19 protein-coding genes are annotated in these 22,768 nt (G+C 72.8%); 3 read left to right on the top strand and 16 right to left on the bottom strand.

From position 1 onward, the window contains the following. Positions 1-31: 31 nt before the first annotated feature. Positions 32-1,513, bottom strand: a complete 1,482-nt coding sequence (gene pdxR / locus PS271_RS17405; RefSeq protein ID WP_398382767.1) for a MocR-like pyridoxine biosynthesis transcription factor PdxR — start codon at positions 1,511-1,513, stop codon at positions 32-34. A gap of 47 nt (positions 1,514-1,560) precedes the next feature. On the opposite strand from pdxR, the gene PS271_RS17400 reads away from it, so the two are divergent. Further along, on the top strand, positions 1,561-2,043 hold the full coding sequence (locus PS271_RS17400) for a carboxymuconolactone decarboxylase family protein (RefSeq protein WP_398382766.1): 483 nt from the start codon (positions 1,561-1,563) through the stop codon (positions 2,041-2,043). 77 nt (positions 2,044-2,120) lie between these two features. On the opposite strand, the gene PS271_RS17395 is transcribed toward PS271_RS17400, so the two are convergent. From PS271_RS17395 to PS271_RS17335, 13 genes are all read right to left on the bottom strand, one after another. Then, positions 2,121-3,101, bottom strand: coding sequence for an ABC transporter substrate-binding protein (locus tag PS271_RS17395; protein WP_398382765.1), 981 nt, complete (start codon positions 3,099-3,101; stop codon positions 2,121-2,123). Beyond that, positions 3,091-5,100: an ABC transporter permease gene (locus PS271_RS17390; RefSeq protein ID WP_398382764.1), complete on the bottom strand. Its 2,010-nt coding sequence runs from the start codon at positions 5,098-5,100 to the stop codon at positions 3,091-3,093. Before PS271_RS17390 ends, PS271_RS17395 begins: the two co-directional genes overlap by 11 nt. Further along, positions 5,097-6,197 carry a quaternary amine ABC transporter ATP-binding protein gene (locus PS271_RS17385; protein ID WP_398382763.1) on the bottom strand — a complete coding sequence of 367 codons (1,101 nt, stop codon included), beginning with the start codon at positions 6,195-6,197 and terminating at the stop codon, positions 5,097-5,099. Before PS271_RS17385 ends, PS271_RS17390 begins: the two co-directional genes overlap by 4 nt. A gap of 38 nt (positions 6,198-6,235) precedes the next feature. Next, on the bottom strand, positions 6,236-7,801 hold the full coding sequence (locus PS271_RS17380; protein WP_398382761.1) for a GMC family oxidoreductase: 1,566 nt from the start codon (positions 7,799-7,801) through the stop codon (positions 6,236-6,238). 73 nt (positions 7,802-7,874) lie between these two features. Further along, on the bottom strand, positions 7,875-9,383 hold the full coding sequence (locus PS271_RS17375) for an aldehyde dehydrogenase family protein (protein WP_398382759.1): 1,509 nt from the start codon (positions 9,381-9,383) through the stop codon (positions 7,875-7,877). A 126-nt stretch (positions 9,384-9,509) separates the two neighbouring features. Then, entirely contained in the window at positions 9,510-10,499 is a 990-nt protein-coding gene (locus PS271_RS17370; protein ID WP_398382757.1) for a serine/threonine kinase C-terminal domain-containing protein, read from the bottom strand. Between the two features lie 13 nt (positions 10,500-10,512). After that, the gene (locus PS271_RS17365; RefSeq protein ID WP_398382756.1) at positions 10,513-11,088 is read right to left on the bottom strand and encodes a hypothetical protein; all 576 of its coding nucleotides are present in this window, start codon (positions 11,086-11,088) and stop codon (positions 10,513-10,515) included. After that, a complete protein-coding gene (locus PS271_RS17360; protein ID WP_398382755.1) occupies positions 11,085-12,842 on the bottom strand; it encodes an AbeC-like domain-containing protein in 1,758 nt (585 codons plus the stop codon). The genes PS271_RS17365 and PS271_RS17360 overlap by 4 nt, the downstream gene beginning before the upstream one ends. Positions 12,843-13,080: 238 nt before the next feature. Beyond that, positions 13,081-14,070, bottom strand: a complete 990-nt coding sequence (locus PS271_RS17355; RefSeq protein WP_398382754.1) for a malate dehydrogenase — start codon at positions 14,068-14,070, stop codon at positions 13,081-13,083. A 169-nt stretch (positions 14,071-14,239) separates the two neighbouring features. Further along, positions 14,240-15,400 carry a helix-turn-helix domain-containing protein gene (locus PS271_RS17350; protein WP_398382752.1) on the bottom strand — a complete coding sequence of 387 codons (1,161 nt, stop codon included), beginning with the start codon at positions 15,398-15,400 and terminating at the stop codon, positions 14,240-14,242. Between the two features lie 409 nt (positions 15,401-15,809). Beyond that, positions 15,810-17,036 (bottom strand): NADP-dependent isocitrate dehydrogenase, encoded by a 1,227-nt coding sequence (locus PS271_RS17345; protein WP_398382750.1) that lies wholly within the window; start codon positions 17,034-17,036, stop codon positions 15,810-15,812. 124 nt (positions 17,037-17,160) lie between these two features. Beyond that, a complete protein-coding gene (locus tag PS271_RS17340; RefSeq protein ID WP_398382749.1) occupies positions 17,161-17,697 on the bottom strand; it encodes a DUF3017 domain-containing protein in 537 nt (178 codons plus the stop codon). Next, positions 17,687-18,556 carry a bifunctional methylenetetrahydrofolate dehydrogenase/methenyltetrahydrofolate cyclohydrolase gene (locus tag PS271_RS17335; protein ID WP_398382748.1) on the bottom strand — a complete coding sequence of 290 codons (870 nt, stop codon included), beginning with the start codon at positions 18,554-18,556 and terminating at the stop codon, positions 17,687-17,689. Before PS271_RS17335 ends, PS271_RS17340 begins: the two co-directional genes overlap by 11 nt. A gap of 251 nt (positions 18,557-18,807) precedes the next feature. Here PS271_RS17335 and PS271_RS17330 point away from each other — a divergent pair, with 251 nt between their 5' ends. Then, positions 18,808-19,410, top strand: a complete 603-nt coding sequence (locus PS271_RS17330; RefSeq protein ID WP_398382746.1) for a hypothetical protein — start codon at positions 18,808-18,810, stop codon at positions 19,408-19,410. Positions 19,411-19,468: 58 nt separating this feature from the next. Here PS271_RS17330 and purH read toward each other — a convergent pair whose 3' ends face one another. Next, entirely contained in the window at positions 19,469-21,019 is a 1,551-nt protein-coding gene (purH, locus tag PS271_RS17325) for a bifunctional phosphoribosylaminoimidazolecarboxamide formyltransferase/IMP cyclohydrolase (RefSeq protein WP_398386901.1), read from the bottom strand. 11 nt (positions 21,020-21,030) lie between these two features. Continuing rightward, on the bottom strand, positions 21,031-21,663 hold the full coding sequence (purN, locus tag PS271_RS17320) for a phosphoribosylglycinamide formyltransferase (protein WP_398382744.1): 633 nt from the start codon (positions 21,661-21,663) through the stop codon (positions 21,031-21,033). A 329-nt stretch (positions 21,664-21,992) separates the two neighbouring features. On the opposite strand from purN, the gene PS271_RS17315 reads away from it, so the two are divergent. Beyond that, positions 21,993-22,748 (top strand): hypothetical protein, encoded by a 756-nt coding sequence (locus PS271_RS17315; RefSeq protein WP_398382743.1) that lies wholly within the window; start codon positions 21,993-21,995, stop codon positions 22,746-22,748. Positions 22,749-22,768: the final 20 nt, after the last annotated feature.

The raw sequence follows: 22,768 nt of genomic DNA, 5'->3' as shown, positions 1-22,768 counted from the left end.
CCCCTCAGGCAGAGGCCCCTCAGGCAGAGGCTCATTCCGCCGGCGGGAGCACCCTCAGCAAGGCCTCCAACGCGCCCGGGAACGCGTGGTCCGGCGGGGTGCCGTAACCGACGATGAGGCCGTCGGGGGTGGGGTCGGAGGTCGCGGGCGGGGTGGAGCGCAGGTGCGCGAGGCCCTCCAGGGCCAGGCCCTCCCAGGCCGCGGCCTGCAAGGTCGGGTGCTCGGTGCCCGGCGGGAGTTCGAGGACGGCGTGGAGGCCCGCCGCGATGCCGGTGACCTTGATGTGCGGGGCGCGCTCGGCGAGGACCTCGACGAGCCGGTCGCGCCGCCGCCGGTACCGCAGCCGCATCGCGCGGACGTGCCGGTCGTACGCCCCGGACCGGAGGAACTCCGCGAGCGTCAGCTGCTCCAGGGCCCCCGAGCTCCACTCCCCCGCCTGCTTGTGGGCCAGCACCTCGCCGGCGAGGTGCTCCGGCAGCACCATCCACGCGAGCCGCAGCCCCGGCGCGAGGGACTTGCTGGCCGTGCCGAAGTAGACGATGCGCTCGGGGGCGAGGCCTTGCAGGCAGCCCACGGGCTGCCGGTCGTAGCGGAACTCGCCGTCGTAGTCGTCCTCCAGGATCGTCCCGCCGGTGCGGGCCGCCCAGTCGACGACCGCGGCGCGCCGGTCGGGGTGCAGGGGCACGCCGGTCGGGAACTGGTGCGCCGGGGTGATGAGCACCGACCGCGTGGCCGCCTTGCCGCCCTCCAGCACGCCGATGTCGGCGCCTCCCGCGTCCAGCGGCATCGGCAGGCACCGCAGCCCCGCCCGCTCCAGCGCCTCCCGGTGGAACCACAGCCCGTACTCCTCCACCCCCATCTCCCGCGTCCCGCGCTGCCGCAGCACCCGGCTCACCAGCCCCAGGCCCTGCGTGAACCCCGCGCACACCACGATCCGCTCCGGGTCCGCGTGCACGCCGCGCGCCCGCGCCAGGTAGCCCGCGAGGGCGGTCCGCAGCTCGATCCGGCCCCGCTCGTCGACGTGCCCGAAGGCGTCGTGCGGGGCGGCCGCCATCGCCCGGCGGGCCGCGGCGAGCCACGCGGCGCGCGGGAAGGCGGAGACGTCGGCGGACCCGGGGCGCAGGTTGTAGGCGGGCCGCCGCGGCGTCCGCACGGGCGGCGTCCGGCGCTCGGGCGCGCGCGCCGCCGCCCGCCGGGCCACCCTGGTGCCCGAGCCCTGCCGGGCGGTCAGCCAGCCCTCGGCGACGAGCTCGCCGTAGGCGTCGGCGACGGTGTTCCGGGCCAGGCCGAGGTCGGCCGCGAGCGTACGGGAGGAGGGCAGCCGGCTGCCGGGGGCGAGCCGCCCGCTGCGGACGGCCTCGCGCAGGGCGCCGATCAGGGAGGCGCGGACGCCGCCGGGCCCGCTCAGGTCCAGGTGGAAGTCCGCGCCCGCACCGGCCTCCGCCGCGCCCCCCGGAGCGGCCTCCGGAGCACCCTCCGGGGCGGTCTTCGAAGTGGCCCAGGTTTTCTCCATGGGAATGGACCATACCTGTGGGCTGCCCGCGTCCTAGTGTCGTCCTCATGACGAACACGAACGCACAGGTCACCGGCCACCACCACGCCCCCCGCATGCTGCTCCACGAGTTCGCCCCCGAGGTCCAGAAGGCGATGCTGAACCTGGAGCGGGCGGCCCGGAAGGGCCTGGAGACCTCCCTCATCGAGCTGGTCAAGATCCGCGCCTCGCAGCTCAACCGCTGCGCCTTCTGCCTCGACATGCACACCAAGGACGCCCGCAAGCTCGGCGAGTCCGAGGAGCGCATCTACCTCCTCAACGCCTGGCACGAGGCCCCCGGCCTCTACACCGAGAAGGAGCAGGCGGCGCTCGCCCTGACCGAGGCCGTCACCCTGCTGCCCGGCGGCGTGTCCGACGAGGTGTACGACCGTGCCGCGCAGCACTTCCCGCAGCAGGAGCTCGCCCAGCTCATCGCCATGATCACGACCATCAACGCGTGGAACCGGATCGGCGTGACGACGGGCCTGGGCCCGGGCGCGTACGCGGTCTGAGCCGGAACACGCGAGCGGCACCGGTCACGGGAGAACCGGTGCCGCTCGGTCAGTCACCACTCAGTGGCAGTCGTCTTTCACTGCAGCCACTTCTTCCACACCGCCGGGTTCTCCTTCACCCACCGCTTCGCCGCCTCGTCCGCGCTCAGCTTGTCCTCGGCGATCATCTGCGCCACGGCGTTCTGGTCCGCCTTCGACCAGTGGAAGTTCTTCAGGAACCGGGCCGCCTTGCCGCCCTTCCGCGAGAAGTCCGCGTTGAGGTACTTCTTCAGCGGCGTGGTGGGGTAGGCGCAGTTGACCGTCGACGGGTCCTTCGCGCCCTTGTCCGCGCACTCCTGCGTGTACGAGGGCAGCTTCACCTCCACCATCGGCACCTCGTTGAACAGCCACTGCGGCTCGTACCAGTACGTCAGGAACGGCTTCTTGTCCTTGGCGGACTGCTGGATCTGGGTGATCTGCGCCGCCTCGGAGCCCGCGAAGACGACCTTGTAGTCCAGGCCGAGGTTCGAGACGAGCGCCTTGTCGTTCGTGACGTACGACGGCGAGCCGTCCAGGAGCTGGCCCTTGCCGCCACTCTCCGGGCCGCGCAGCTGCGACGCGTACTTGTTGAGGTTCCGCCAGTCGAGCACGTCGGGGTGGGCGTCCGCGAAGTACTTGGGCACCCACCAGCCGATGTGGCCGGTGACGCCGAGCTCGCCGCCGGGGGCGATGGTCTTCTTGTCCTCGACGTACCGCTTCTCCTGCTCGGGGTGGCCCCAGTCCTCCATGATCGCGTCGACGCGGCCCTGGCTGAGCGCGTCCCACGCGGGAACCTCGTCCACCTGCACCGTGTCGACGCGGTAGTCGAGCTCGTGCTCCAGCAAGTACTTGGCGACGGCCGTGTTGGCCCGCGCGCCCACCCACGACTGCACGGACAGCGTGACGGTCTTCGTGCCCGCCGCGGCGGCGTACGGGGAGGCCTGCTTGGTCATGTCGGCCGCACCGCAGGCGGTGGTCGCGGCGGCGGCCAGGGCGCAGAGCGCGGCCGCGGCCGCCATGGCCTTCGTCCTACGCGCCATCACGCGCTCCCTTCGTCGGCTGGGTGACCCGGTCGAGCATCAGCCCCAGGCAGGCGATGGCCACGCCCGCGGTGAGACCGGTCGCCAGGTCGCCCTGCGCGAGGCCGAACACGACCTCGTAGCCCAGCGCGCCGCCGCCCACGAGGCCGCCGATGATGACGACGGACAGCACCAGCACCACGGCCTGGTTGACCGCGAGCAGCAGCTGCGGGCGGGCCAGCGGGAACTGCACCTGGCGCAGCTGCTGGCCGCTGGTCGCGCCCATCGAGCGGGCCGACTCCATCGCGCCCGGGTTCACCCGGCGCAGGCCCTCGCTCGCGATGCGGACGACGGCGGGCAGCGCGTACACGACGGCGGCCGCGGCGGCCGGGGCCCGGCCGATGCCGAACAGCGCCACGACGGGGATCAGGTACACGAACTGCGGCATGGTCTGGAAGACGTCCAGGACCGGGCGCAGCAGCCGCTCCACGCGCGGGCTGCGCGCGGCGGGCACGGCGATCGCGAAGCCGAGGACGAGCGTGACGGCGACGGCGGCGATGACCTGCGAGAGCGTGTCCATGGACAGCTCCCAGCGGCCCAGCACGCCGATCGCGGCGAGCGAGAGGACCGCCGTCAGGGCGGTGCGCCACGTGCCGATCAGCCAGGCGAGGGCGGCCACGATGAGGAGGGCGCCCCACCAGGGGAGGGCCTGGAGGCCGTCACGGAGGGGGTTCAGGATCCAGGTGGTGTAGTGCGCGGCGAGGTCGGCGGTGCCGCCGATGCCGGGGATTCCTGTGTAGAGGTGGTCGACGATCCAGTCCTTGGCGGTGTTCACCGGGCCGGCGATGGCGACGGTCCAGGTGTCCGGCCACGACTGGCTGGACAGCCGGCCCAGGCCCAGGACGGCCAGGACGGCCACTGCCCACGTGGCTGCCGTTCGGGTGCGGCTCCGCGGGCGGGTCTGTGCCCGCCCGTCCCGCCCTGCGGGACGATCGCCCACAGACGAGGTGGTCCGGTCCAGGACGATCGCCAGGAGGACGATCGGGATGCCCGCTGCCAGGGCGCTGCCCACGTCCACCGTGGACAGGGCCTGGTAGACGCGGTCTCCCAGGCCGTCCGCGCCGATGACGGAGGCGATGACGGCCATGGAGAGGGCCATCATGATGGTCTGGTTGACGCCCAGGAGCAGCTCGCGGCGCGCGAGCGGCAGCCGGGCGGTCAGCAGGCGCTGCCGCCCGGTCGCGCCGAGCGAGTCCACCGCTTCCATGACGCCCTTGTCGGTGGCGCGCAGGCCGAGCGCCGTGAGGCGGGCCATGGGCGGGGCGGCGTAGACGACGGTCGCGAGGACCGCGGGCGCCACGCCGATGCCGAAGACGAGGACGACGGGCAGCAGGTACGCGAACGCGGGCAGCGCCTGCATCGTGTCGAGGACGGGCCGCAGCGCGCGGAAGGTGCGGTCCGACAGGCCCGCGGCGAGGCCGAGGAGCGCGCCGACGGCGACGGACACCGCCACCGCGACGATCATCAGCGCGAGGGTGCGCATCGTGGGCACCCACATGCCGAGCAGGCCGCAGGCGGCGAACGAGGCGAGGGCGGTGACGGCGACCCGTACGCCCGCGACCCGCCAGGCGATCAGCGCCGCCGCTGCCGTCACACCGGCCCAGCCGAGGGCCAGGAGGACGGTGTAGACGGCGTGCACGGCGCCGATGATCGCGCCGCTGATGTGCCCGAAGAAGTAGAGGAAGGCCCAGTGGCTGTCGCGGTTGTCGATGATCCAGTCGCTGGCCCCGGTGAGGGGCTTGGTCAGGTCGACGGTGAACGCGGACGGCCAGGTGCCGCTGCCGTGGGTGGCGGCCGCCACGGGGCCCAGGACGGCCGCGGCGACGGCGAGGACGAGCAGCTTGCGGGCGGCGGGCCGGGCCCACAGGGAGCGCAGGAGGAGGACCGCGGGGTGCGGCGCCGAGGCGTCGCGGCCCTGCGGGGCCCTCTTCACCTGCGGCGAGGCGGTGTGTACGGTCATGCCGCCGTCCTCTCGCCGGCGTCCAGTCCCGCCACCACGTCCAGCAGGCTGCGGTGGTCGACGACGCCGACGCAGCGGCCGCCCTCGACGACGCGGGCCGAGGTGCCCGTACGGGCCACGGTCTCGATCGCTTCGGCGACGGTCGTCGTGGGGGCGAGGGACTCGCCCGTCTCCGACTCGTCCGCGGCGGCGGGGCGCATGGCGCGGCGCACGGTGAGGACCTGTTCGCGCGGGACGTCCCGGACGAAGTCGCGCACGTAGTCGTCGGCCGGGGAGCCGACGATCTCCTCGGGGGTGCCGCACTGCACGACGCGGCCGCCGCGCATGAGCGCGATCCGGTCGCCGAGGCGCAGGGCCTCGGACAGGTCGTGGGTGATGAAGACCATGGTGCGGCCCTCGTCGCGGTGCAGGCGGACGACCTCTTCCTGCATGTCGCGGCGGATGAGCGGGTCGAGGGCGCTGAACGGCTCGTCGAAGAGGAGGACTTCGGGGTCGGCGGCGAGGGCGCGGGCGAGGCCCACGCGCTGCTGCTGGCCGCCGGAGAGCTGGCCGGGGCGGCGGTCCTCCAGGCCGGCGAGGCCGACCTTCTCCACCATTTCGGCGGCCTTGGCGCGGCGCTCGGCCTTGCCGACGCCCTGGATCTCCAGGCCGTAGGCGACGTTGTCGAGGACGGAGCGGTGCGGGAGCAGCCCGAAGTGCTGGAAGACCATGGCCGCGCGGTGGCGGCGCAGCTCGCGCAGGGCGCCCTTGTCCATGCCGCACACGTCCTCGCCGTCGATGGCGATGGTGCCGGAGGTCGGCTCGATGAGCCGGGTCAGGCAGCGGACGAGCGTGGACTTGCCGGAGCCGGACAGGCCCATGACGACGAAGACCTCGCCCTGGCGGACGTCGAAGGAGACGTCGCGGACGGCGACGGTGCAGCCGGTCTGCTCGCGCAGCTCCTCGGGGGAGAGCGCGGCGAGTTCGCTGCCCGGGACGCGGTCGGCCTTCGGGCCGAAGACCTTCCACAGGTTGCGGACGCTGAAGACGGCGGGCGCGGTGGCCGCGTCCTGCACGGCCGGGGCGTCCGCCTCGGCCTGCGGCGCGTGCTCGGTCATGGGGTCGGTGGTATCGCCTGTACCGGCGCTATTGCCGTTCATCGGGGGTCACCCCCGGTGCCGGGGCCTGCCACAAGCATCTCCGCGCACTTCTCCCCCACCATCAGGACTCCGATCATCGGGTTGACCGCGGGCATCGTCGGGAAGACGGATGCGTCCGCGATGCGGATGTTCTCCAGGCCGCGGATGCGCAGCTCGGGGTCGACGACGGCGAGTGCGTCGTCGGCGGCGCCCATGCGGCAGGTGCCCGCGGGGTGGTAGACGGTGTGCGCGGCCTTGCGGACGAGCTCACTGATCTCAGCATCCTCGGTGACGTCCGGCCCGGGGAAGACCTCGCGCTTGAGCCACTTCTTGAACGGCTCGGCCTTGGCGACCTCGCGGGCGAGCTTGATGCCGTCGACGAGGGTGCGGCCGTCGTAGTCGTCCTCGTCCTCGAAGTAGCGGAAGTCGAGGGCGGGCTTGGCCTCGGGGTCGGCCGAGGTGAGGTAGAGGCGGCCGCGGGCGCGGGACTTGGGGATGTTGGGGGTCATGGACACGCCGTGCTCGGGGCGTTCGTAGCCCAGGCGCTCGGGGTTGTCCGTGAAGGGGATCTGGTAGAAGTGGAACATCAGGTCGGGGCCCTGGTGCTCCGGGTCGCGCTTGATGAACAGGCCCGCGTCGGAGTCCATCGCGGAGTTGCCCGGGAGGGGTCCGTTCGTCTCCCAGACGATGACCGACTCGGGGTGGTCGATGAGGTTCTCGCCGACGCCCGGCAGGTCGAGCACGCAGGGTATGCCGAGCGCTTCGAGGTCCTTCTTCGGGCCGATGCCGGAGTGCATCAGCAGCCGGGGCGTGTCGACGGCGCCCGCGCACACCAGCACCTCGCGGCCTGCCTCGACGTAGATCTCCTCGCCGTCCTTGGTGCGGACGTGGACGCCCTTGGCGCGGGTGCCGTCCAGCTCCAGCTTGTGCGCCCAGGTCTCCAGCATGAGGCGGAGGTTGGGGCGGTCGCCGGCCTCCATGTGGGGGTGGAGGTAGGCGACGGAGGCGGAGGAGCGCTTGTTGTTCTCCGGGTGGTAGGAGAGGTCGAAGAAGCCGACGCCCTCGTCGAAGGGCTGGTCGTTGAAGCCCACGACCTCGGGGACGCCGAGCGCGCTCTTGACGGCCTCGATCCAGTCGGAGGCGATGGCGTTCTGGTCCTTCTTCGCGACCCGCACGATGTTGTTGCGGAGCTTGCCGAAGTAGGGGTCCATGGCCTTCGCGCCCCAGCCGGCGGCGCCCGCGGCCTCCCACTCGTCCCAGTCGGAGGGCAGCGGCTTGAAGGAGATCAGGGTGTTGTGGGAGGAGCAGCCGCCCAGCACCTTGGCCCGGCTGTGCAGGATGTGCGAGTTGCCGCGGGGCTGTTCGGTGGTCGTGTACTCGTAGTCCAGATCGCCGCCCAGCAGGCCGAGCCACTTGCGCAGCGTCAGCACGTCCTCGCGGTCGATGTCGGACGGGCCGCCCTCGATGACGACGACGGAGGTCGCCGGGTCCTCGGCGAGGCGGGAGGCGATGACCGAGCCGGCGGTGCCGCCGCCGACGACGACGTAGTCAGCGGTGATCTTCTGGGCTTCGGCAGGGGGCATGGGGGTGCTCCTCGGGGCAGGAAGGTTCTTCGCTTACGGAATGGGTGCGGTTCGCTTGCGGAAGGGGTCCGGCTCAGCCGGCGAACCAGCGCACCGGCTCGGGTGCGAGGTTCTGGTAAATGTGCTTCGCCTCGCGGTATTCGGCCAGGCCCGCGGGGCCGAGCTCGCGGCCGGTGCCGGACTTGCCGAAGCCGCCCCACTCCGCCTGCGGCAGGTAGGGGTGGAAGTCGTTGATCCACACGGTGCCGTGGCGCAGCCGGCCGGCGACGCGGCGGGCGCGGCCCGCGTCCTTGGTCCACACCGCGCCGGCCAGGCCGTACTCGGTGTCGTTGGCCAGGGCGACGGCCTCGTCCTCGGTGCGGAAGGTCTCGACGGTGAGGATCGGCCCGAAGGTCTCCTCCCGGACGACCTTCATGGCGCGGTGGCAGCGGTCGAGGACGGTCGGCGCGTAGAAGTAACCGCCCTCGGGGCGGACCTCGTTCGGCTCGGGCTGGGCGCCGCCGCAGCGCAGCTCCGCGCCCTCGGCGAGGGCGGAGGCGACGTAGGCCTCGGTCTTGTCGAGCTGCTGCGCGGAGACCAGCGGGCCGCACTCGACGCCTTCCTCGGTGCCCCGGCCGAGGCGGATCTTCTCGGCGCGGCGGGCGAGTTCGGTGACGAAGCGGTCGCGGACGGACTCCTCGATGATGAGGCGGGAGCCGGCCGAGCAGACCTGGCCGCTGTGGATGAACGCGGCGTTGAGGGCCTGGTCGACGGCGGTGTCGAAGTCCTCGTCGGTCGCGCAGGCGTCGGCGAAGACCACGTTGGGGTTCTTGCCGCCGAGTTCGAGGGCGACCTTCTTCACGGTGGGAGCGGCGGCCTGCGCCACCTTGACGCCCGAGGTGAGGCCGCCGGTGAAGGAGACCAGGTCGACGTCGGGGTGCTCGGACAGACGGGCGCCCACGGGGTCGCCCGCGCCGGTGACGAGGTTGCCCACGCCGTCCGGGAGGCCGGCCTCCACCAGGAGCTTCATCATCAGCACGGTGGACAGCGGGGTGACCTCGCTGGGCTTGATGACGAAGGTGTTGCCCGCGGCCAGCGCGGGGGCGACCTTCCAGCTGGCCTGGAGCAGCGGGTAGTTCCAGGGGGTGATCAGCGCGCACACGCCGACCGGCTCGTGGACGACGATGCTGTGCAGGGTGTCCGAGCCCGCGTCGACGACGCGGCCGGCGCCCTCGCCGATGACGAGGTCGGCGAAGTAGCGGAAGGCGTCGGTGACGCAGTCGACGTCGACGCGGCCCTCTTCGAGGGTCTTGCCGGTGTCCCGGCTCTCGGTCAGCGCGATCTCCTCGCGGTCGCGCTGGAGGAGGTCCGCGACGCGGCGCAGCAGCGCCGCCCGCTCGGCCACGGGCGTGCGCGGCCAGGCGCCCTGACCGCCGTCGAAGGCGCGGCGGGCCGCGGCGACGGCGGCGTCCGTGTCGTCGGCGCCGCCTTCGGAGACCACGGCGAGGGTCTTGGCGTCCGCGGGGTCGAGCACCTCCCGCTGGGCGCCGGACGCGGCGGCACGCCACACCCCGTCGATGTGGATGGTCTCGGCTGACGACATGTTCTTCTCTGCCTTCCGGTTCCTGGACGGTCCGCTGCCGCCGGGCAGGACGCTCGGGCGGCAACGGGACGCGCCTAACCAAAAGGCGAAAAGCTATGCCTCATTCTTTACAAAGAGTGACACGGGTCACTGAGCGTCGCTGCTCGCGCAGTAGCCGGAAGGACAGAACGAGCCCAGCAGCACACGGAAGATCTCCTGGTGACGCGTCCACTCGTCCTCCGGCCCGGCGACCAGCAGGGCGTACTGCCGGTGGTCGGGACCGGTGAACGCACGGTCGACAACACGCCGCACCGATCCGTCCGGCCGTACGTAGGTGTACGCCAGCTCGGCGGCACCGGCCGACGGGGCGTTCTCCTGCGTCAGCCACAGCTTGCGGTAGCCCTTGTTCCGGGCCACCGACCGCTCCGTCTCCTCCAGGGACGCGTACGGCGTCGGTTCCGGGCCGTCGAGCGTGAACACCTGGATCAGGCTTTTGCCGTCCGCCTGCTTGAAGAAGACGCTGGCGCCCTCCTCGCTGCGCTCCCAGCCGGACGGCACGTCGGCACGGAAACCGGCCGCGTCCTGCGTGCGCTCGAAGCCGGCGGGGGCGGAGGCGGCACTGCCCAGGAAGGGGGTGACGGCGGCCGGAGGACTCGGGCTGTAACCGCCCGGGAAACCACCGCTGAAGCCACTGGTGGCCGTCCCCGTGGAGCCCGTGGTGCCCATACTGCCCGTGGCACCCGTAGTGCCCGTGCCTGTGCTGCCCGTCGCGCCCGCGGTCATGCCGTAGGACGACGATCCGTCATAGCTGTACGACGGGCCGGGCGTCGGCAGTCCGCTCACGCTCGGCCCCGGCGACGGGCCCCCGCGCCCGCCCGTGTCCGTACCGTCGTCCCGCAGCATGGCCCAGGCACCGACGCCCAGGCCGCCCGCGAGGACCACGCCCGCCAGCGCACCGGCCAGGATCGCCGCGTGCGACGGCCCTTCCGGCAGGCCGTCCGGAGGGCCGGGCAGCAGGCGGACCTCGGGCTCGTCGCCGTCGTACGAGTCGCCGTACGGGTCGTCGTCCGCGCGCGGCCCGCGCCCCGGCGGGCCGTCCTCCACCCACTGCTGGAGATCCGCGTCCCAGCGGCTCATGCGCCCCGCCCCCTCACGCCAGCAGCCGGCCGGCCGCATCGGCGACCGCCGCCGCCGAGGCCAGACCGCCGACGGTCGTGGCTCCGCTGCTCAGCAGGGCCCGCAGCCGCACCAGGCGGCCGCGCTGCGTACGGCCCGTGCGGCGGGCCTCCGCCTCCAGGCCCGCGAGCTCGTCGCCGACCGCGTCGACGCCGTCGCCCTCGGACCGCACGAGCAGGGGCAGTTGCGCGCGCAGCGCCGTGACGGCCTCCAGCAGCTCGGGCGGTACGGCCGGCGCGTCGCGGGAGTCGACGGCCCGTGCCTCCCGGCCCGCGGCGACCGCGCCCCCGGAGAGCTCGCCTACGGCGATGCCGCCGGCGCGGGGCACGTCCGCGGGCACCCTCGCGGGCGGGTTGTCGCTTAAGCGGCCGCTCGCGCCGCCGCTCCCACCGGCGTCCTGACCGGCGTTCTGCCGCCCCGTACCGCGGTGTTCGGCCTGGGCCCGCTCCCCCGCGGCGACGGCTCCGCCGCTCATCCGCCCGATGGCGATGCCGCCGCCGGTGCCGTTCCCGTCGTCCTGGTGCGTCCCGTGATCCTTGCGATCCGTCATGATCCCCCGTCCTTCGTGGTGTTCCTGGCCTGCGCGCCGCTGCCCGCGGCCACGGCGCCGCCGCTCATCGAGCCGATGAAGACGCCGCCCTCACTGACCTGCACGATCTGCTGCTCGAACTGGTCGGTCTCGTAGCCCTGCGAGCGCAGGGCGTCCCGCACGCCGCTCGCGATCCGGTCCTGGACCGTCTTCACGTAGCGGCTGATGTCCATCTCCTGGAACAGCGAAATGGAGTGCACTCCGGCGATCTCCCGCACCGAGCCGGCCGGCCCGTCCGGGACCGCGCGGCGCGGGTCGGCCAGCCACGTGCGGAAGCCGGCGACGGCCGTGCGGACCGCCGAGACGGCGGACGCGAACCCGGCGGCGGGCGCGGTGAGGAAGGCGCGGGCGCCGTCGCGCAGGATGTCGTCCTCGCCGCGGGACGCGATCACGTCGACAGCGCGGAACTCCGGCTTGACCGGCATGAGCACGTGCGGCACGACCTCCAGCACCAGCATGCCGCCCTGGGTGTGCACCCTGACCAGCACGGACACGACGACCTGCTCGTCCCACGCGCCCACGCGGACCCGCAGGAAGTAGCGGCGCGCCTCGCCGCCCTCGTCCACGGCCTCGCTCAGGTGCTGCCGGACGACGGGCTCGTCGTAGCGGACCTCGGGCCGGTACGGGCCCACCGGGAGGTAGACGAACTCCTCGATCTCCAGGTCCTTGAGCCGGTCGCGGCTGGTCGCGGCGGCGGAGTCGCGCAGCGCCTCCAGGCGGGGCCGGATCAGGTCCACGACGGCACGGGCGGTGAACGCGGGGCCCGCGTCGCCGTTGCCGCCGTCCTTGCCGCCGTCCTTGCTGCCGTTCTTACGGACGTCCTTGCTGACGTCCTTGCCGCCGTTCGCGCCGTTCATCCCGCCGGACCGGGGCTTGAGCTCCAGGACGAACGACCACGGCTCGTACGGGCGGCCCATGCCGATGAACGGGCGGGAGGGGTCGTAGATGGTCAGGCCCGCGTACTGCTCGCGGTCGATCGTCGCCGCGATGCGGCGGTGGTAGCTCGAACGGGGCACGGCGCGGGGGTGGCGGGCGAACGCCTCCCGCCCGAGCTCCATCCGCATGACGCCGGCGACCCGCGAGCGGTGCATCCACACGGGCAGCACCAGCAGCAGCGGGAAGAGGACGGCCGTCCAGCTGCCCACGCCGTCCAGCAGGGCGGCGACGACCCCGATCCAGTAGCCGATCTGGAGCACGGGCGGGCCGACCGCCCGCAGGGCGCGCAGCGAGGCCCGCCCCTTGAGGGCCTGGCGCAGGGTCGACTTGTCGACGGCGTAGACGGCGCTCCCGCGGCTGGCGGCGGCCTGCCCGATCCAGTGCGCCACGCACACCAGGGCGTAGATGCCGGCCCACGGAAGCGGCACGTCCGGGAGGCTGCCCGAGTCGCTCACGAACCCGGAGACGAAGAACGCGGCCCATAAGCAGGCCAGCAGCACCGCCGTGAGCACGTCCTGCGTCCGCGCCCGCAGCGCGTGCGTGAGCACCGGCACGACGTCGATTCCGAGCGACGGCGCGATCGGCCGCTCTTCGTGCTCCACCAGCTCCTCGATGACGCGCCGGCGGAAGTCGAGGTCGAGATAGGCCCCCGCGCACAGCAGCCGGGTGGCTTCGCTCCGCGCGTCCGGCCTGGCGCTTCCGGCACTCGTACCGGCCGTTTTCGCCGACGCGGACGACGTGGCCTGATCAGTTCTTGCGGATCCTGCGGATAAGGTCATGAACTCTCCGATCGTCGAACTCACCTGCGAGGGAGCAGGAGTTGACGGCTTTTCGGAGAACTCACAATAAGCCAATCCGCTTCTCGCGAACCCCTACTTGCACCCGAATGACGGGCCGAAAGACGCCCCCGTACGGGCGTACCGCGGAACGCCTGTACGCACAAAACGGGAGTGCCCCGGCAGCTGTTGCTGCCGGGGCACTCCCGTGGAAGGCCTTCGAAGGCCCTGCGGGCCGGGCTCAGATGAGGCCGAGGGCGCGGACGGCGTCGCGCTCCTCCGCCAGCTCCTGGACCGAGGCGTCGATGCGGGTGCGGGAGAACTCGTTGATCTCCAGGCCCTGGACGATCTCGTACTTGCCGTCCTTGCAGGTGACCGGGAAGGAGGAGATCAGGCCCTCCGGGACGCCGTAGGAGCCGTCCGACGGGATGCCCATGGAGGCCCAGTCGCCCTCGGCGGTGCCGTTGACCCAGGTGTGGACGTGGTCGATGGCGGCGTTGGCGGCCGAGGCGGCCGAGGACGCGCCGCGGGCCTCGATGATCGCCGCGCCGCGCTTGGCGACGGTCGGGATGAAGGTGTCGGCGAGCCAGGCCTCGTCGTTCACGACCTCGGCGGCGTTCTTGCCGGCGATCTCCGCGTGGAAGATGTCCGGGTACTGGGTGGCCGAGTGGTTGCCCCAGATCGTCAGGCGCTTGATGTCGGCGACGGACGAGCCGGTCTTCTGGGCCAGCTGCGTCAGGGCGCGGTTGTGGTCCAGGCGGGTCATCGCGGTGAAGCGCTCGGCCGGGACGTCCGGCGCGGCGGCCTGGGCGATGAGGGCGTTGGTGTTGGCCGGGTTGCCGACGACGAGGACCTTGATGTCGTCCGCGGCGTGGTCGTTGATGGCCTTGCCCTGCGGCTTGAAGATGCCGCCGTTGGCCTCCAGCAGGTCACCGCGCTCCATGCCCTTGGTGCGCGGGCGGGCGCCGACCAGCAGGGCGACGTTCGCACCCGCGAAGCCGACGTTCGGGTCGTCGGTGATGTCGATGCCGCGGAGCAGCGGGAAGGCGCAGTCGTCGAGCTCCATGGCGGTGCCCTCGGCGGCCTTCAGGCCCTGCGGGATCTCCAGCAGGCGCAGCTTGACCGGCACGTCGGCGCCGAGGAGCTGACCGGAGGCGATGCGGAAGAGCAGCGCGTAGCCGATCTGGCCGGCTGCACCGGTGACGGTGACATTGACGGGAGTGCGGGTCATGGCGATCTCCTGCTGCGAACTGGGGTGGGTGTCCCTGCCCATGATGTTCGGATCTCTCTCGGTATCAAGAGATCCGGCGTCAGGCTATCCGACCCGGCCCGCTCCGAACCCCCGGCCCGGTGTGGGACGCCTCACCGTGGCGCGGGAGGGGCCCCGCCCGGGGCCCCGCCTAGCCCGTCGCGGGCGTCCCCTTGGGCGTCGTGCAGCCCTTGGCACCCGTGGTCAGCGTTGCGCAGGCCTTCGCCTTGCCCGGCTCCGGGACCGCCACCATCGGCGTGTAGCCGTCGGCGTCGCGCACGACCTTGCCGGACTCCGAACGGGCGGGCGCGCCGCCGTCCGCGGCCGCGTCTATCCGGACGGCGTCGCCCGGGACGGCCTGTGTTATCCGCGCCCAGGCCGCGCCGCACACCTGGCTGTAGCGGACCTCGACGTACGACGTGCCGACGGTCGCGGAGCCGGCGGTCGTCGCCCTGCCGCCGCCGCACCCCATGGCCTCGGGGTCCTTGCCGCCGCACTCCGCGCCCGTGCACTTCACCCCGGCGGGCAGGACGGCCGAGGGCGAGGCCGCCGGTGCCACCGGGCCGGACCCGGAGTCCGTGCCGTCCCCCACGCCCAGCAGCAGGACCGCCGCCGCGACGACGAGCAGGGCGCCCACGACGCCGGTGACGAAGAGGGCCGCGCGACGGCGCGCCGGGGGGCCGTCGGCCGGGATGGCGTTCGCCCGGTAGTCGGGCGGCTGAGCCGACCGCGGGACGGTCTGCGGCCCGGGGGCCGGGCCGGAGGGGTCGGAAGCGGCGGAAGGAGCGGAAGGGGCAGAGGGGCTGGAGGCGCCTGAAGGGGCCGGGGAGCCGCCGGGCCCCGCAGCGCCCGCAAGCCCCGCCGCGCCCGAAGCGCTCTCCTCCTCCGTCGCCCGCCGCGCCGCCTCATGGCACAGCGGCTCCGAGATGACCGCCCCCGGCTGCCCGTCGGCCCGGGAAGCCTGCACGGGCCCGTACCCCGGCCCCGCGGCCTGCGCCACGCCCTCCGGCGGCCCGAACTCGCCCAGCGCGGCCCGCGCCCGGGCGATCCGCGCCGACTCCAGCGTCGAGTCGTGCCGCAGTTCGCTCCGGCTCCACGCCCGATCGGCCAGCTCCCACATCGTGCTCAGGTGGACCACGTCGGTCCCGGTCGCCTCGGCGAGCGCCTCCGCCGCCCCCAGCGGCGGCAGCAGCCGCCCGCCGAGATAGCGCTCCCACGACGTCTTGCTGTATCCGGTGCGGTCCGCGACGGCGCCGACGCTCAGCCCGCTGCGCTCCACGAGTCTGCGCAGCTGTTCGGTGAATTCGCGCACTTCCGGGTCAAGTTCCTCCGGTAGCGCCCTCCAACGAGGCATTGCACTCCCCTGTCCCCCGATACGTACGGGTCGGTCGTCCCGTTCCGTGACCCCTGCCGTGACGTGCTGTGGCGCGGCGCCCCATCCGCAGCCACCGGTGCTGGCTACCCAGGGGGATGCCGCAATCCAGCATGGCAGTTCCCCCGGGCGGGGCGCATCGTGGCATTTGGGTTAATCAGGGGCCACGCCCCGCGCCCTGTCACATCTGCTGCACAACTGATACGGGACGGCGAACTCGTCGCGGATCCGTCACCTCCCCGCCACAGCGGGATTGAAGATCTTGAAACCGGAACATCGGTTCAAGATCCTCATAACCGGGCGGTGGCCGGTCCTCCCACGGGGGTGGAGGACCGGTCACCGCGGCCGCTCACACGGCCGCCGGCACCGTCTTCCGCCGCAGGTTCGCGTCGAGGGCCGCGAGGAACTCCTCGGTGGTCAGCCAGGGGCTCTCCGCCCCGACGAGCAACGCCAGGTCCTTAGTCATCTGCCCGCCCTCCACCGTCTCGATGCACACCCGCTCCAGAGTCTGCGCAAACGTGGTGACTTCGGGCGTGCCGTCCAGCTTGCCGCGGTGGGCCAGGGCCCGGGTCCAGGCGAAGACGGAGGCGACCGGGTTGGTGGAGGTCGCCTTGCCCTGCTGGTGGTGGCGGTAGTGGCGGGTGACGGTGCCGTGCGCGGCCTCGGCCTCCAGCGTGCGGCCGTCGGGCGTCATGAGGACGGAGGTCATCAGGCCGAGCGAGCCGAAGCCCTGCGCGACGGTGTCGGACTGGACGTCGCCGTCGTAGTTCTTGCAGGCCCACACATAGCCGCCGGGCCACTTCAGCGCGGACGCGACCATGTCGTCGATGAGCCGGTGTTCGTACGTCAGCCCGGCCCGCTCGAACTCCGGCCGGAACTCGGTGTCGAAGACCTCCTGGAAGAGGTCCTTGAACCGGCCGTCGTACTTCTTCAGGATCGTGTTCTTGGTGGACAGGTAGACCGGGTAGCCGCGGTCCAGGCCGTAGCGGAACGAGGCGCGCGCGAAGTCGCGGATCGACGCGTCCAGGTTGTACATCGACAGGGCGACCCCGGGGCCCGGGAAGTCGAAGACCTCCAGCTCGACGGGGTCCGAGCCGTCCGCCGGGGTGAAGGTCATGGTGAGGGTGCCCGGGCCGGGGACCTTCAGGTCGGTCGCGCGGTACTGGTCGCCGAAGGCGTGGCGTCCGACGACGATGGGCTTCGTCCAGCCGGGGACGAGCCGCGGCACGTTCGCCATGATGATCGGCTCGCGGAAGATCACGCCGCCGAGGATGTTGCGGATGGTGCCGTTGGGCGAGGGGTACATCGCCTTGAGGCCGAACTCCTCGACCCGCGCCTCGTCCGGTGTGATCGTCGCGCACTTCACGCCGGCGCCGTGCTCCAGGATGGCGTGCGCGGCGTCGACGGTCACCTGGTCGCCGGTGGCGTCGCGGTTCTCGATGCCCAGGTCGAAGTACTTCAGGTCGATGTCGAGGTGAGGCAGGATCAGCCGGTCCTTGATGGACCGCCAGATGATCCGGGTCATCTCGTCGCCGTCGAGCTCGACGACCGGGCCGACTACCTTGATCTTGGCCATGACGGGGACCGTCCCTCTCCCGGGCAGCACCGGCCCTTCCCCGCCCGCAAGGGCAGGAAAGGGATCACCTCGTCATCAAGCTACTCGAAATCGGGCAATCCCGGTCACGTATGAGCGGCCGGGTCTAGACCGTGAAGTGGAGGATGTCCTCCAGGAAGGGCACCTTCAGCCACGGGTGCGGCTGCGCCATCAGGGACAGCAGCAGGATCGCCGCCCCCAGCCCGCCGTACGTGATCATGTCCGTGAACCGGGAGCGCACGGCCAGCATGCCCACGGACGGCAGCGCCCAGCGCAGCACCGCGCCGCCGATCATCGCCAGCCCGATGAGCAGCGTCCCGAACCGGAACGCGTCGAAGGCGACGATCAGCAGCCCGAGCCCGGTCACGCCCATGACCGCGAGCAGCGGCCACTGGCGCGCCGGCGCGGGGGCGCCCCCGGGGGCGGCGCGCCCGCCGCCCTCGGGGCGGGCGGTGTCCCGCGTGAGCTGGAAGCGCCGGCCGCGGCCCGCGCCCGGCTCCTGCCGGGGCTTGCCGGCCCCGGCCCCGTTCGCCCCGGCCGGCCCGCCGGTCCCGGCCGATGCGGCCGCCCCGCCGGATCCCGCCGCGCCGTCGGACCCGGCGGGTCCGCCCGGCCCGGCCGGGCCGGAGGACTCAGCCCGCATGCCCGCCGCCGGCGGCGCGCTCCGCGGCCTCCACCACGTTGACCAGCAGCAGGGCCCGGGTCATCGGGCCGACGCCGCCCGGGTTCGGGGAGACCCAGCCGGCGACCTTGGCGACCGCCGGGTCCACGTCGCCCATGATCTTGCCGTCGCCGTCGCGGCTGACGCCGACGTCCAGCACGGCCGCGCCGGGCTTGATGTCCTCCGGCTTGATCAGGTGGCCCACGCCCGCCGCGGCGACGACGATGTCGGCCTGGCGCAGCTGCGCGGAGAGGTCACGGGTGCCGGTGTGGCAGAGGGTGACCGTGGCGTTCTCGGTCCGGCGGGTCAGCAGCAGGCCGATCGAGCGGCCGACGGTGATGCCGCGGCCGACGACGACGACGTGCGCGCCGTTGAGCTCCACGTCGTGGCGGCGCAGCAGCTCGATGATGCCGTTGGGGGTGCAGGGCAGCGGGCCGGGCTCGTTCAGCACGAGGCGGCCGAGGCTCATGGGGTGCAGGCCGTCGGCGTCCTTGGCCGGGTCCATCAGCTCCAGGACCCGGTTGGTGTCGATGCCCTTGGGAAGGGGGAGTTGGACGATGTAACCGGTGCACTCGGGGTTGTCGTTGAGCTCGCGGACGACCGCCTCGATCTCCTCCTGCGTGGCCGTGTCCGGCAGTTCGCGCTGGATGGACGCGATGCCGACCTCGGCACAGTCGCGGTGCTTGCCGGCCACGTACCACTTGCTGCCGGGGTCGTCGCCGACGAGGAGGGTGCCGAGACCGGGCTGGACGCCGCGGGCCTTCAGCGCCTCCACGCGCACCGTGAGTTCGGACTTGATCGCTGCTGCCGTGGCCTTGCCATCGAGAATCTGGGCGGTCATGACACCATCCTCCCGGATGGGGCGGCCATGGTTCCAATCAGGGCGGCCCGCGGTTGGTGACGAATTCGCACCGGTTATTACCGGGAGCCCCTGCGGCCCCGCCGATACGGGTATCGGCTGGACAAATGTCACAGCCCCGATAACGATGATCCGCGTGCCGCGGGCGAAAAACGGGGGCGAGCCGCCGACACAACTCTCCTCCGAATGCCCGCGCCGTCCCCGCACGACAGCAACGGAGGAAATAGCCAGCCATGAGCTTCGGCGATCAGAACAACCCGTACGGCGCGCCCCAGCAGGCGCCCGGTTACGGCTATCCGCAGCAGCCCCAGGGCGCCCAGCCCGGCCAGCCCTACGCCGCCTACCCGCAGGGCCAGGGCGGCTACGCCGGTGCGCCGCAGGGCCCGCAGGTGATGCCGGGCGTCACCAAGGCGGCCCGCATCATGCTGTACGCGATCGCCGCGGTGCACGTGATCGTGGCGGGCCTGTGCGTCGCCGCGGTCGCGGCGATCAGTGACGCGAAGAAGACCCACGGCGGCGGTTCGGTCACCACCGCCAAGGGCGACACCGTGGATGCCGACACGGTCTTCGACGCCGGAAAGGGCGCATTCGCGTTCCTGGCCGCGCTTGCCGTGATCTTTGCGATCCTCGGCATCATTCTCGCGGTGCGCTACGCCAAGGGCGGCAATGGCGTCCGCGTCGGTTCGATCGTCTACGCGTCGTTCGGCATCATCAGCGGCCTGGTCTGCATCATCTTCTACGGGATCGGCATCATCGGTCTGATCCTGTCGATCCTGGTGATCGTCTTCGCGGCCAAGCAGGCCTCGAACGAGTGGTTCCGCCGTCCGCGCTACTGAGCCCGGCGGCCCCGGAGGCCCGTACCCGCGAGCCGCGGGTACGGGCCTCCGTCCGTTCCTAGTGGAAGAAGTGCCGCGTGCCCGTGAAGTACATGGTCACGCCCGCCGCCTTCGCGGCCTCCACGACCTGCTCGTCGCGAACCGAACCGCCCGGCTGCACCACGGCCTTGACGCCGGCGGCCGTGAGCACCTCCAGCCCGTCCGGGAAGGGGAAGAACGCGTCGGACGCGGCGTACGAGCCGCGCGCCCGCTCCTCGCCCGCGCGCTGCACCGCGAGCTTCGCGGAGTCGACGCGGTTGACCTGGCCCATGCCGACGCCGACGGTCGCGCCGTCCTTGGCGAGCAGGATGGCGTTGGACTTCACGGCGCGGCAGGCGCGCCAGGCGAAGGCCAGCTCGGCGAGCTCGGCGGCGGGGAGCGCTTCGCCCGTGGCGAGCGTCCAGCCCGCCGGGTCGTCGCCCTCGGCCTGGAGGCGGTCCTTGGTCTGGAGCAGCAGGCCGCCCTCGACGGGACGTCCCTCGGTGACCGCGCACGGGGCGTCGGCGCAGCGCAGCACGCGGATGTTCTTCTTGCGGGCCAGCACCTCGACGGCGCCGTCCTCGTAGGCCGGGGCGACGATGACCTCGGTGAAGATCTCGGCGACCTGCTCGGCCATGGCGACCGTCACCGGGCGGTTGACGGCGATCACGCCGCCGAACGCGGACAGCGGGTCGCACTCGTGCGCCTTGCGGTGGGCCTCGGCGACGTCCGAACCGGTGGCGATGCCGCACGGGTTGGCGTGCTTGATGATGGCGACGCAGGGGTCGGCGTGGTCGTACGCCGCCCGGCGCGCGGCCTCGGTGTCGACGTAGTTGTTGTACGACATCTCCTTGCCGTGCAGCTGCTCGGCGTGCGCGAGTCCCTTGCCGGAGGCGTCGGTGTAGAGGGCGGCGGGCTGGTGCGGGTTCTCGCCGTAGCGCAGCACGTTCGCGCGGGTGAAGGTGGCGCCGAAGAAGGCGGGGAAGCCGCTCTCGTCCTCCGCCGCGTAGCCGTCGGCGAACCAGCCGGCGACGGCCACGTCGTACGCGGCGGTGTGCTGGAACGCCTCGGCGGCCAGGCGCTTGCGGGCGGCGAGGTCGAAGCCGCCGTCGGCGACGGCCTTGAGGACGTCCTGGTAGCGGCCGGGGCTGACGACGACGGCCACGGAGGGGTGGTTCTTGGCGGCGGCGCGGACCATCGAGGGGCCGCCGATGTCGATCTGCTCGACGCACTCGTCGGGCGAGGCGCCGGAGGCGACGGTCTCCCGGAACGGGTAGAGGTTGACGACGACCAGCTCGAAGGGCTCCACGCCCAGCTCGGCGAGCTGCTCGCGGTGCGCGTCGAGGCGCTGGTCCGCCAGGATGCCGGCGTGGACGCGCGGGTGCAGCGTCTTCACGCGGCCGTCCAGGCACTCGGGGAAGCCGGTGAGCTCCTCGACCTTGGTGACGGGGACGCCGGCCGCGGTGATCCGGGCGGCCGTGGAACCGGTGGAGACGAGCTCGACACCGGCCTCGTGCAGACCACGGGCCAGCTCCTCCAGCCCGGTCTTGTCGTAGACGCTGACCAGCGCCCGGCGGATGGGCCGCTTCATACCTTCGGCGGTCACGGAATCCTTACCTTTCGTCCCTCTATGCGGTAGCCGTTACGGGCCAGACGCCCCACGACATCGACGAGCAGCTCGCGCTCGACTTCCTTGATGCGCTCGTGCAGCGCGGATTCGTCGTCCTCGTCCCGGACCTCGACCACCCCTTGGGCGATGATCGGGCCGGTGTCGACGCCGTCGTCGACGAAGTGGACGGTGCAGCCGGTCACCTTCACGCCGTACGCGAGCGCGTCGCGCACGCCGTGGGCGCCGGGAAAGCTGGGCAGCAGTGCGGGGTGGGTGTTGACGATGCGCCCGCCGTAGCGCGCGAGGAACTCCTTCCCCACGATCTTCATGAAGCCGGCCGAGACGACGAGGTCCGGCTCGTACGCCGCCGCGGCCTCGGCCAGCGCGCGGTCCCAGGCCTCGCGCACGGGGTGGTCCTGGACGCGGCAGACGAAGGTGGGGATGCCGGCGCGCTCGGCCCGCTCCAGGCCGGCGATGCCGTCCCGGTCGGCGCCCACGGCCACGACCCGCGCGCCGTAGCCCTCGGGGTCGGCGGCGATCGCGTCGAGCAGGGCCTGCAGGTTGGTGCCGGAGCCGGAGACGAGGACGACGAGGCGGGCGGGGGGCGCGGGAGGCGGGGAGGCCACGGTGGGGCCCTTTCTCGCGGGCGGGGCGGTCTGTTGGCCGCACCGGTCGTACTGGACGGCCGTACTGATGGCCGTACGGTGGACAGGGCCGTACGGTTTGTATGGTCGTACGAGACGAGGGTGCCGCGGAATACGGGGGACTCTACGAACCCGCCGACCGCCAGCAACGATACCGGCACACCGAACGGCCCCCGCGGGACGGGGGCGGCCGTGGAAGGTAGCGTCTGGAAGCAGTGCCCGGAAAGCGCGGGTGCCACATGCACGGAATCCGGGCGCGACGCCGTACGTTCGGAGTGCGGTAGACGACACAAGGGGAAGACACACTCCACATGCCGGACCGACGCCGTGACGCGGCTCACCGCCCCTCCCCGTCCCCGGACGAGCAGCGGGACAACCCCTTCGCGCCGCCGCCCGAGGGACAGCCCGACCGGCCGTGGCAGCCGCGCGAGCCGCAGCGGCCGCAGGGCCGGGAGAGCGGCGAGGGCGAAGGCGAGGGCGGCGACGGCGGCCCGGAAGGCTCCGGGGGGCCTGACGGGCAGCAGCCCCCGGCGTGGGGCAGCCAGTGGAGCAGCCGGCAGCCCGGCCGCCACGACGGCGGCTTCGGCGGCGGCCCGGGCGGCCCCGCGGGCGGGCCCGGCGCCCCGGGCGGAGGCGGCGGCCTGCGCTGGGACCCCACGGACCCCTCCCAGCGGCGCGCCCGCTACGCCCTCCTCGCGGGCATGTGGGGCTTCTTCTTCGCCCTCTTCAGCATCCCGTACGTGGCCCTGCTGCTCGGCGCCCTCTCGATCTACTGGGGCGTCAGCGCCCTGCGCGCCAAGCAGCGGCCCCAGCGCACCGACCCGGACATCCCGGCGGGCCCGCCGACGCCCTCGCCCGGCGCGTTCAAGCCGCAGACGACGGCGGCGGTGAGCGGCCTGGTGACGGGCGGGCTGGCGCTGGCCATCGTGGCGGCGACGTTCACCTTCCGGGTCGTCTACAGCGACTACTACACGTGCGTGGACGACGCCCTGACGCAGAGCTCGGAGCAGGCGTGCGAACGCCACCTCCCGAAGCAGCTGAGGCCGCTGCTGGGGAACCGGGACTAGACGCCTGCCCGGCGGGGCCC

The sequence above is a fragment of the Streptomyces sp. SCA2-17 genome (assembly GCF_044336695.1).
This window is presented reverse-complemented; position numbering and strand designations above follow the sequence as displayed.

Bases quoted from the DNA above. Each gene is read 5' to 3' on its own strand.
- PS271_RS17330 (WP_398382746.1), top strand. From the start codon at position 18,808: ATGAGCTTCGGCGATCAGAACAACCCGTACGGCGCGCCCCAGCAGGCG.
- purH (WP_398386901.1), bottom strand. From the start codon at position 21,019: ATGAAGCGGCCCATCCGCCGGGCGCTGGTCAGCGTCTACGACAAGACC.
- PS271_RS17380 (WP_398382761.1), bottom strand. From the start codon at position 7,801: ATGCCCCCTGCCGAAGCCCAGAAGATCACCGCTGACTACGTCGTCGTC.
- PS271_RS17390 (WP_398382764.1), bottom strand. From the start codon at position 5,100: ATGACCGTACACACCGCCTCGCCGCAGGTGAAGAGGGCCCCGCAGGGC.
- PS271_RS17345 (WP_398382750.1), bottom strand. From the start codon at position 17,036: ATGGCCAAGATCAAGGTAGTCGGCCCGGTCGTCGAGCTCGACGGCGAC.
- pdxR (WP_398382767.1), bottom strand. From the start codon at position 1,513: ATGGAGAAAACCTGGGCCACTTCGAAGACCGCCCCGGAGGGTGCTCCG.
- PS271_RS17370 (WP_398382757.1), bottom strand. From the start codon at position 10,499: ATGAGCCGCTGGGACGCGGATCTCCAGCAGTGGGTGGAGGACGGCCCG.
- PS271_RS17335 (WP_398382748.1), bottom strand. From the start codon at position 18,556: ATGACCGCCCAGATTCTCGATGGCAAGGCCACGGCAGCAGCGATCAAG.
- PS271_RS17395 (WP_398382765.1), bottom strand. From the start codon at position 3,101: ATGGCGCGTAGGACGAAGGCCATGGCGGCCGCGGCCGCGCTCTGCGCC.
- PS271_RS17385 (WP_398382763.1), bottom strand. From the start codon at position 6,197: ATGACCGAGCACGCGCCGCAGGCCGAGGCGGACGCCCCGGCCGTGCAG.
- PS271_RS17365 (WP_398382756.1), bottom strand. From the start codon at position 11,088: ATGACGGATCGCAAGGATCACGGGACGCACCAGGACGACGGGAACGGC.
- PS271_RS17315 (WP_398382743.1), top strand. From the start codon at position 21,993: ATGCCGGACCGACGCCGTGACGCGGCTCACCGCCCCTCCCCGTCCCCG.
- PS271_RS17400 (WP_398382766.1), top strand. From the start codon at position 1,561: ATGACGAACACGAACGCACAGGTCACCGGCCACCACCACGCCCCCCGC.
- PS271_RS17360 (WP_398382755.1), bottom strand. From the start codon at position 12,842: ATGACCTTATCCGCAGGATCCGCAAGAACTGATCAGGCCACGTCGTCC.
- PS271_RS17375 (WP_398382759.1), bottom strand. From the start codon at position 9,383: ATGTCGTCAGCCGAGACCATCCACATCGACGGGGTGTGGCGTGCCGCC.
- PS271_RS17340 (WP_398382749.1), bottom strand. From the start codon at position 17,697: ATGCGGGCTGAGTCCTCCGGCCCGGCCGGGCCGGGCGGACCCGCCGGG.
- PS271_RS17355 (WP_398382754.1), bottom strand. From the start codon at position 14,070: ATGACCCGCACTCCCGTCAATGTCACCGTCACCGGTGCAGCCGGCCAG.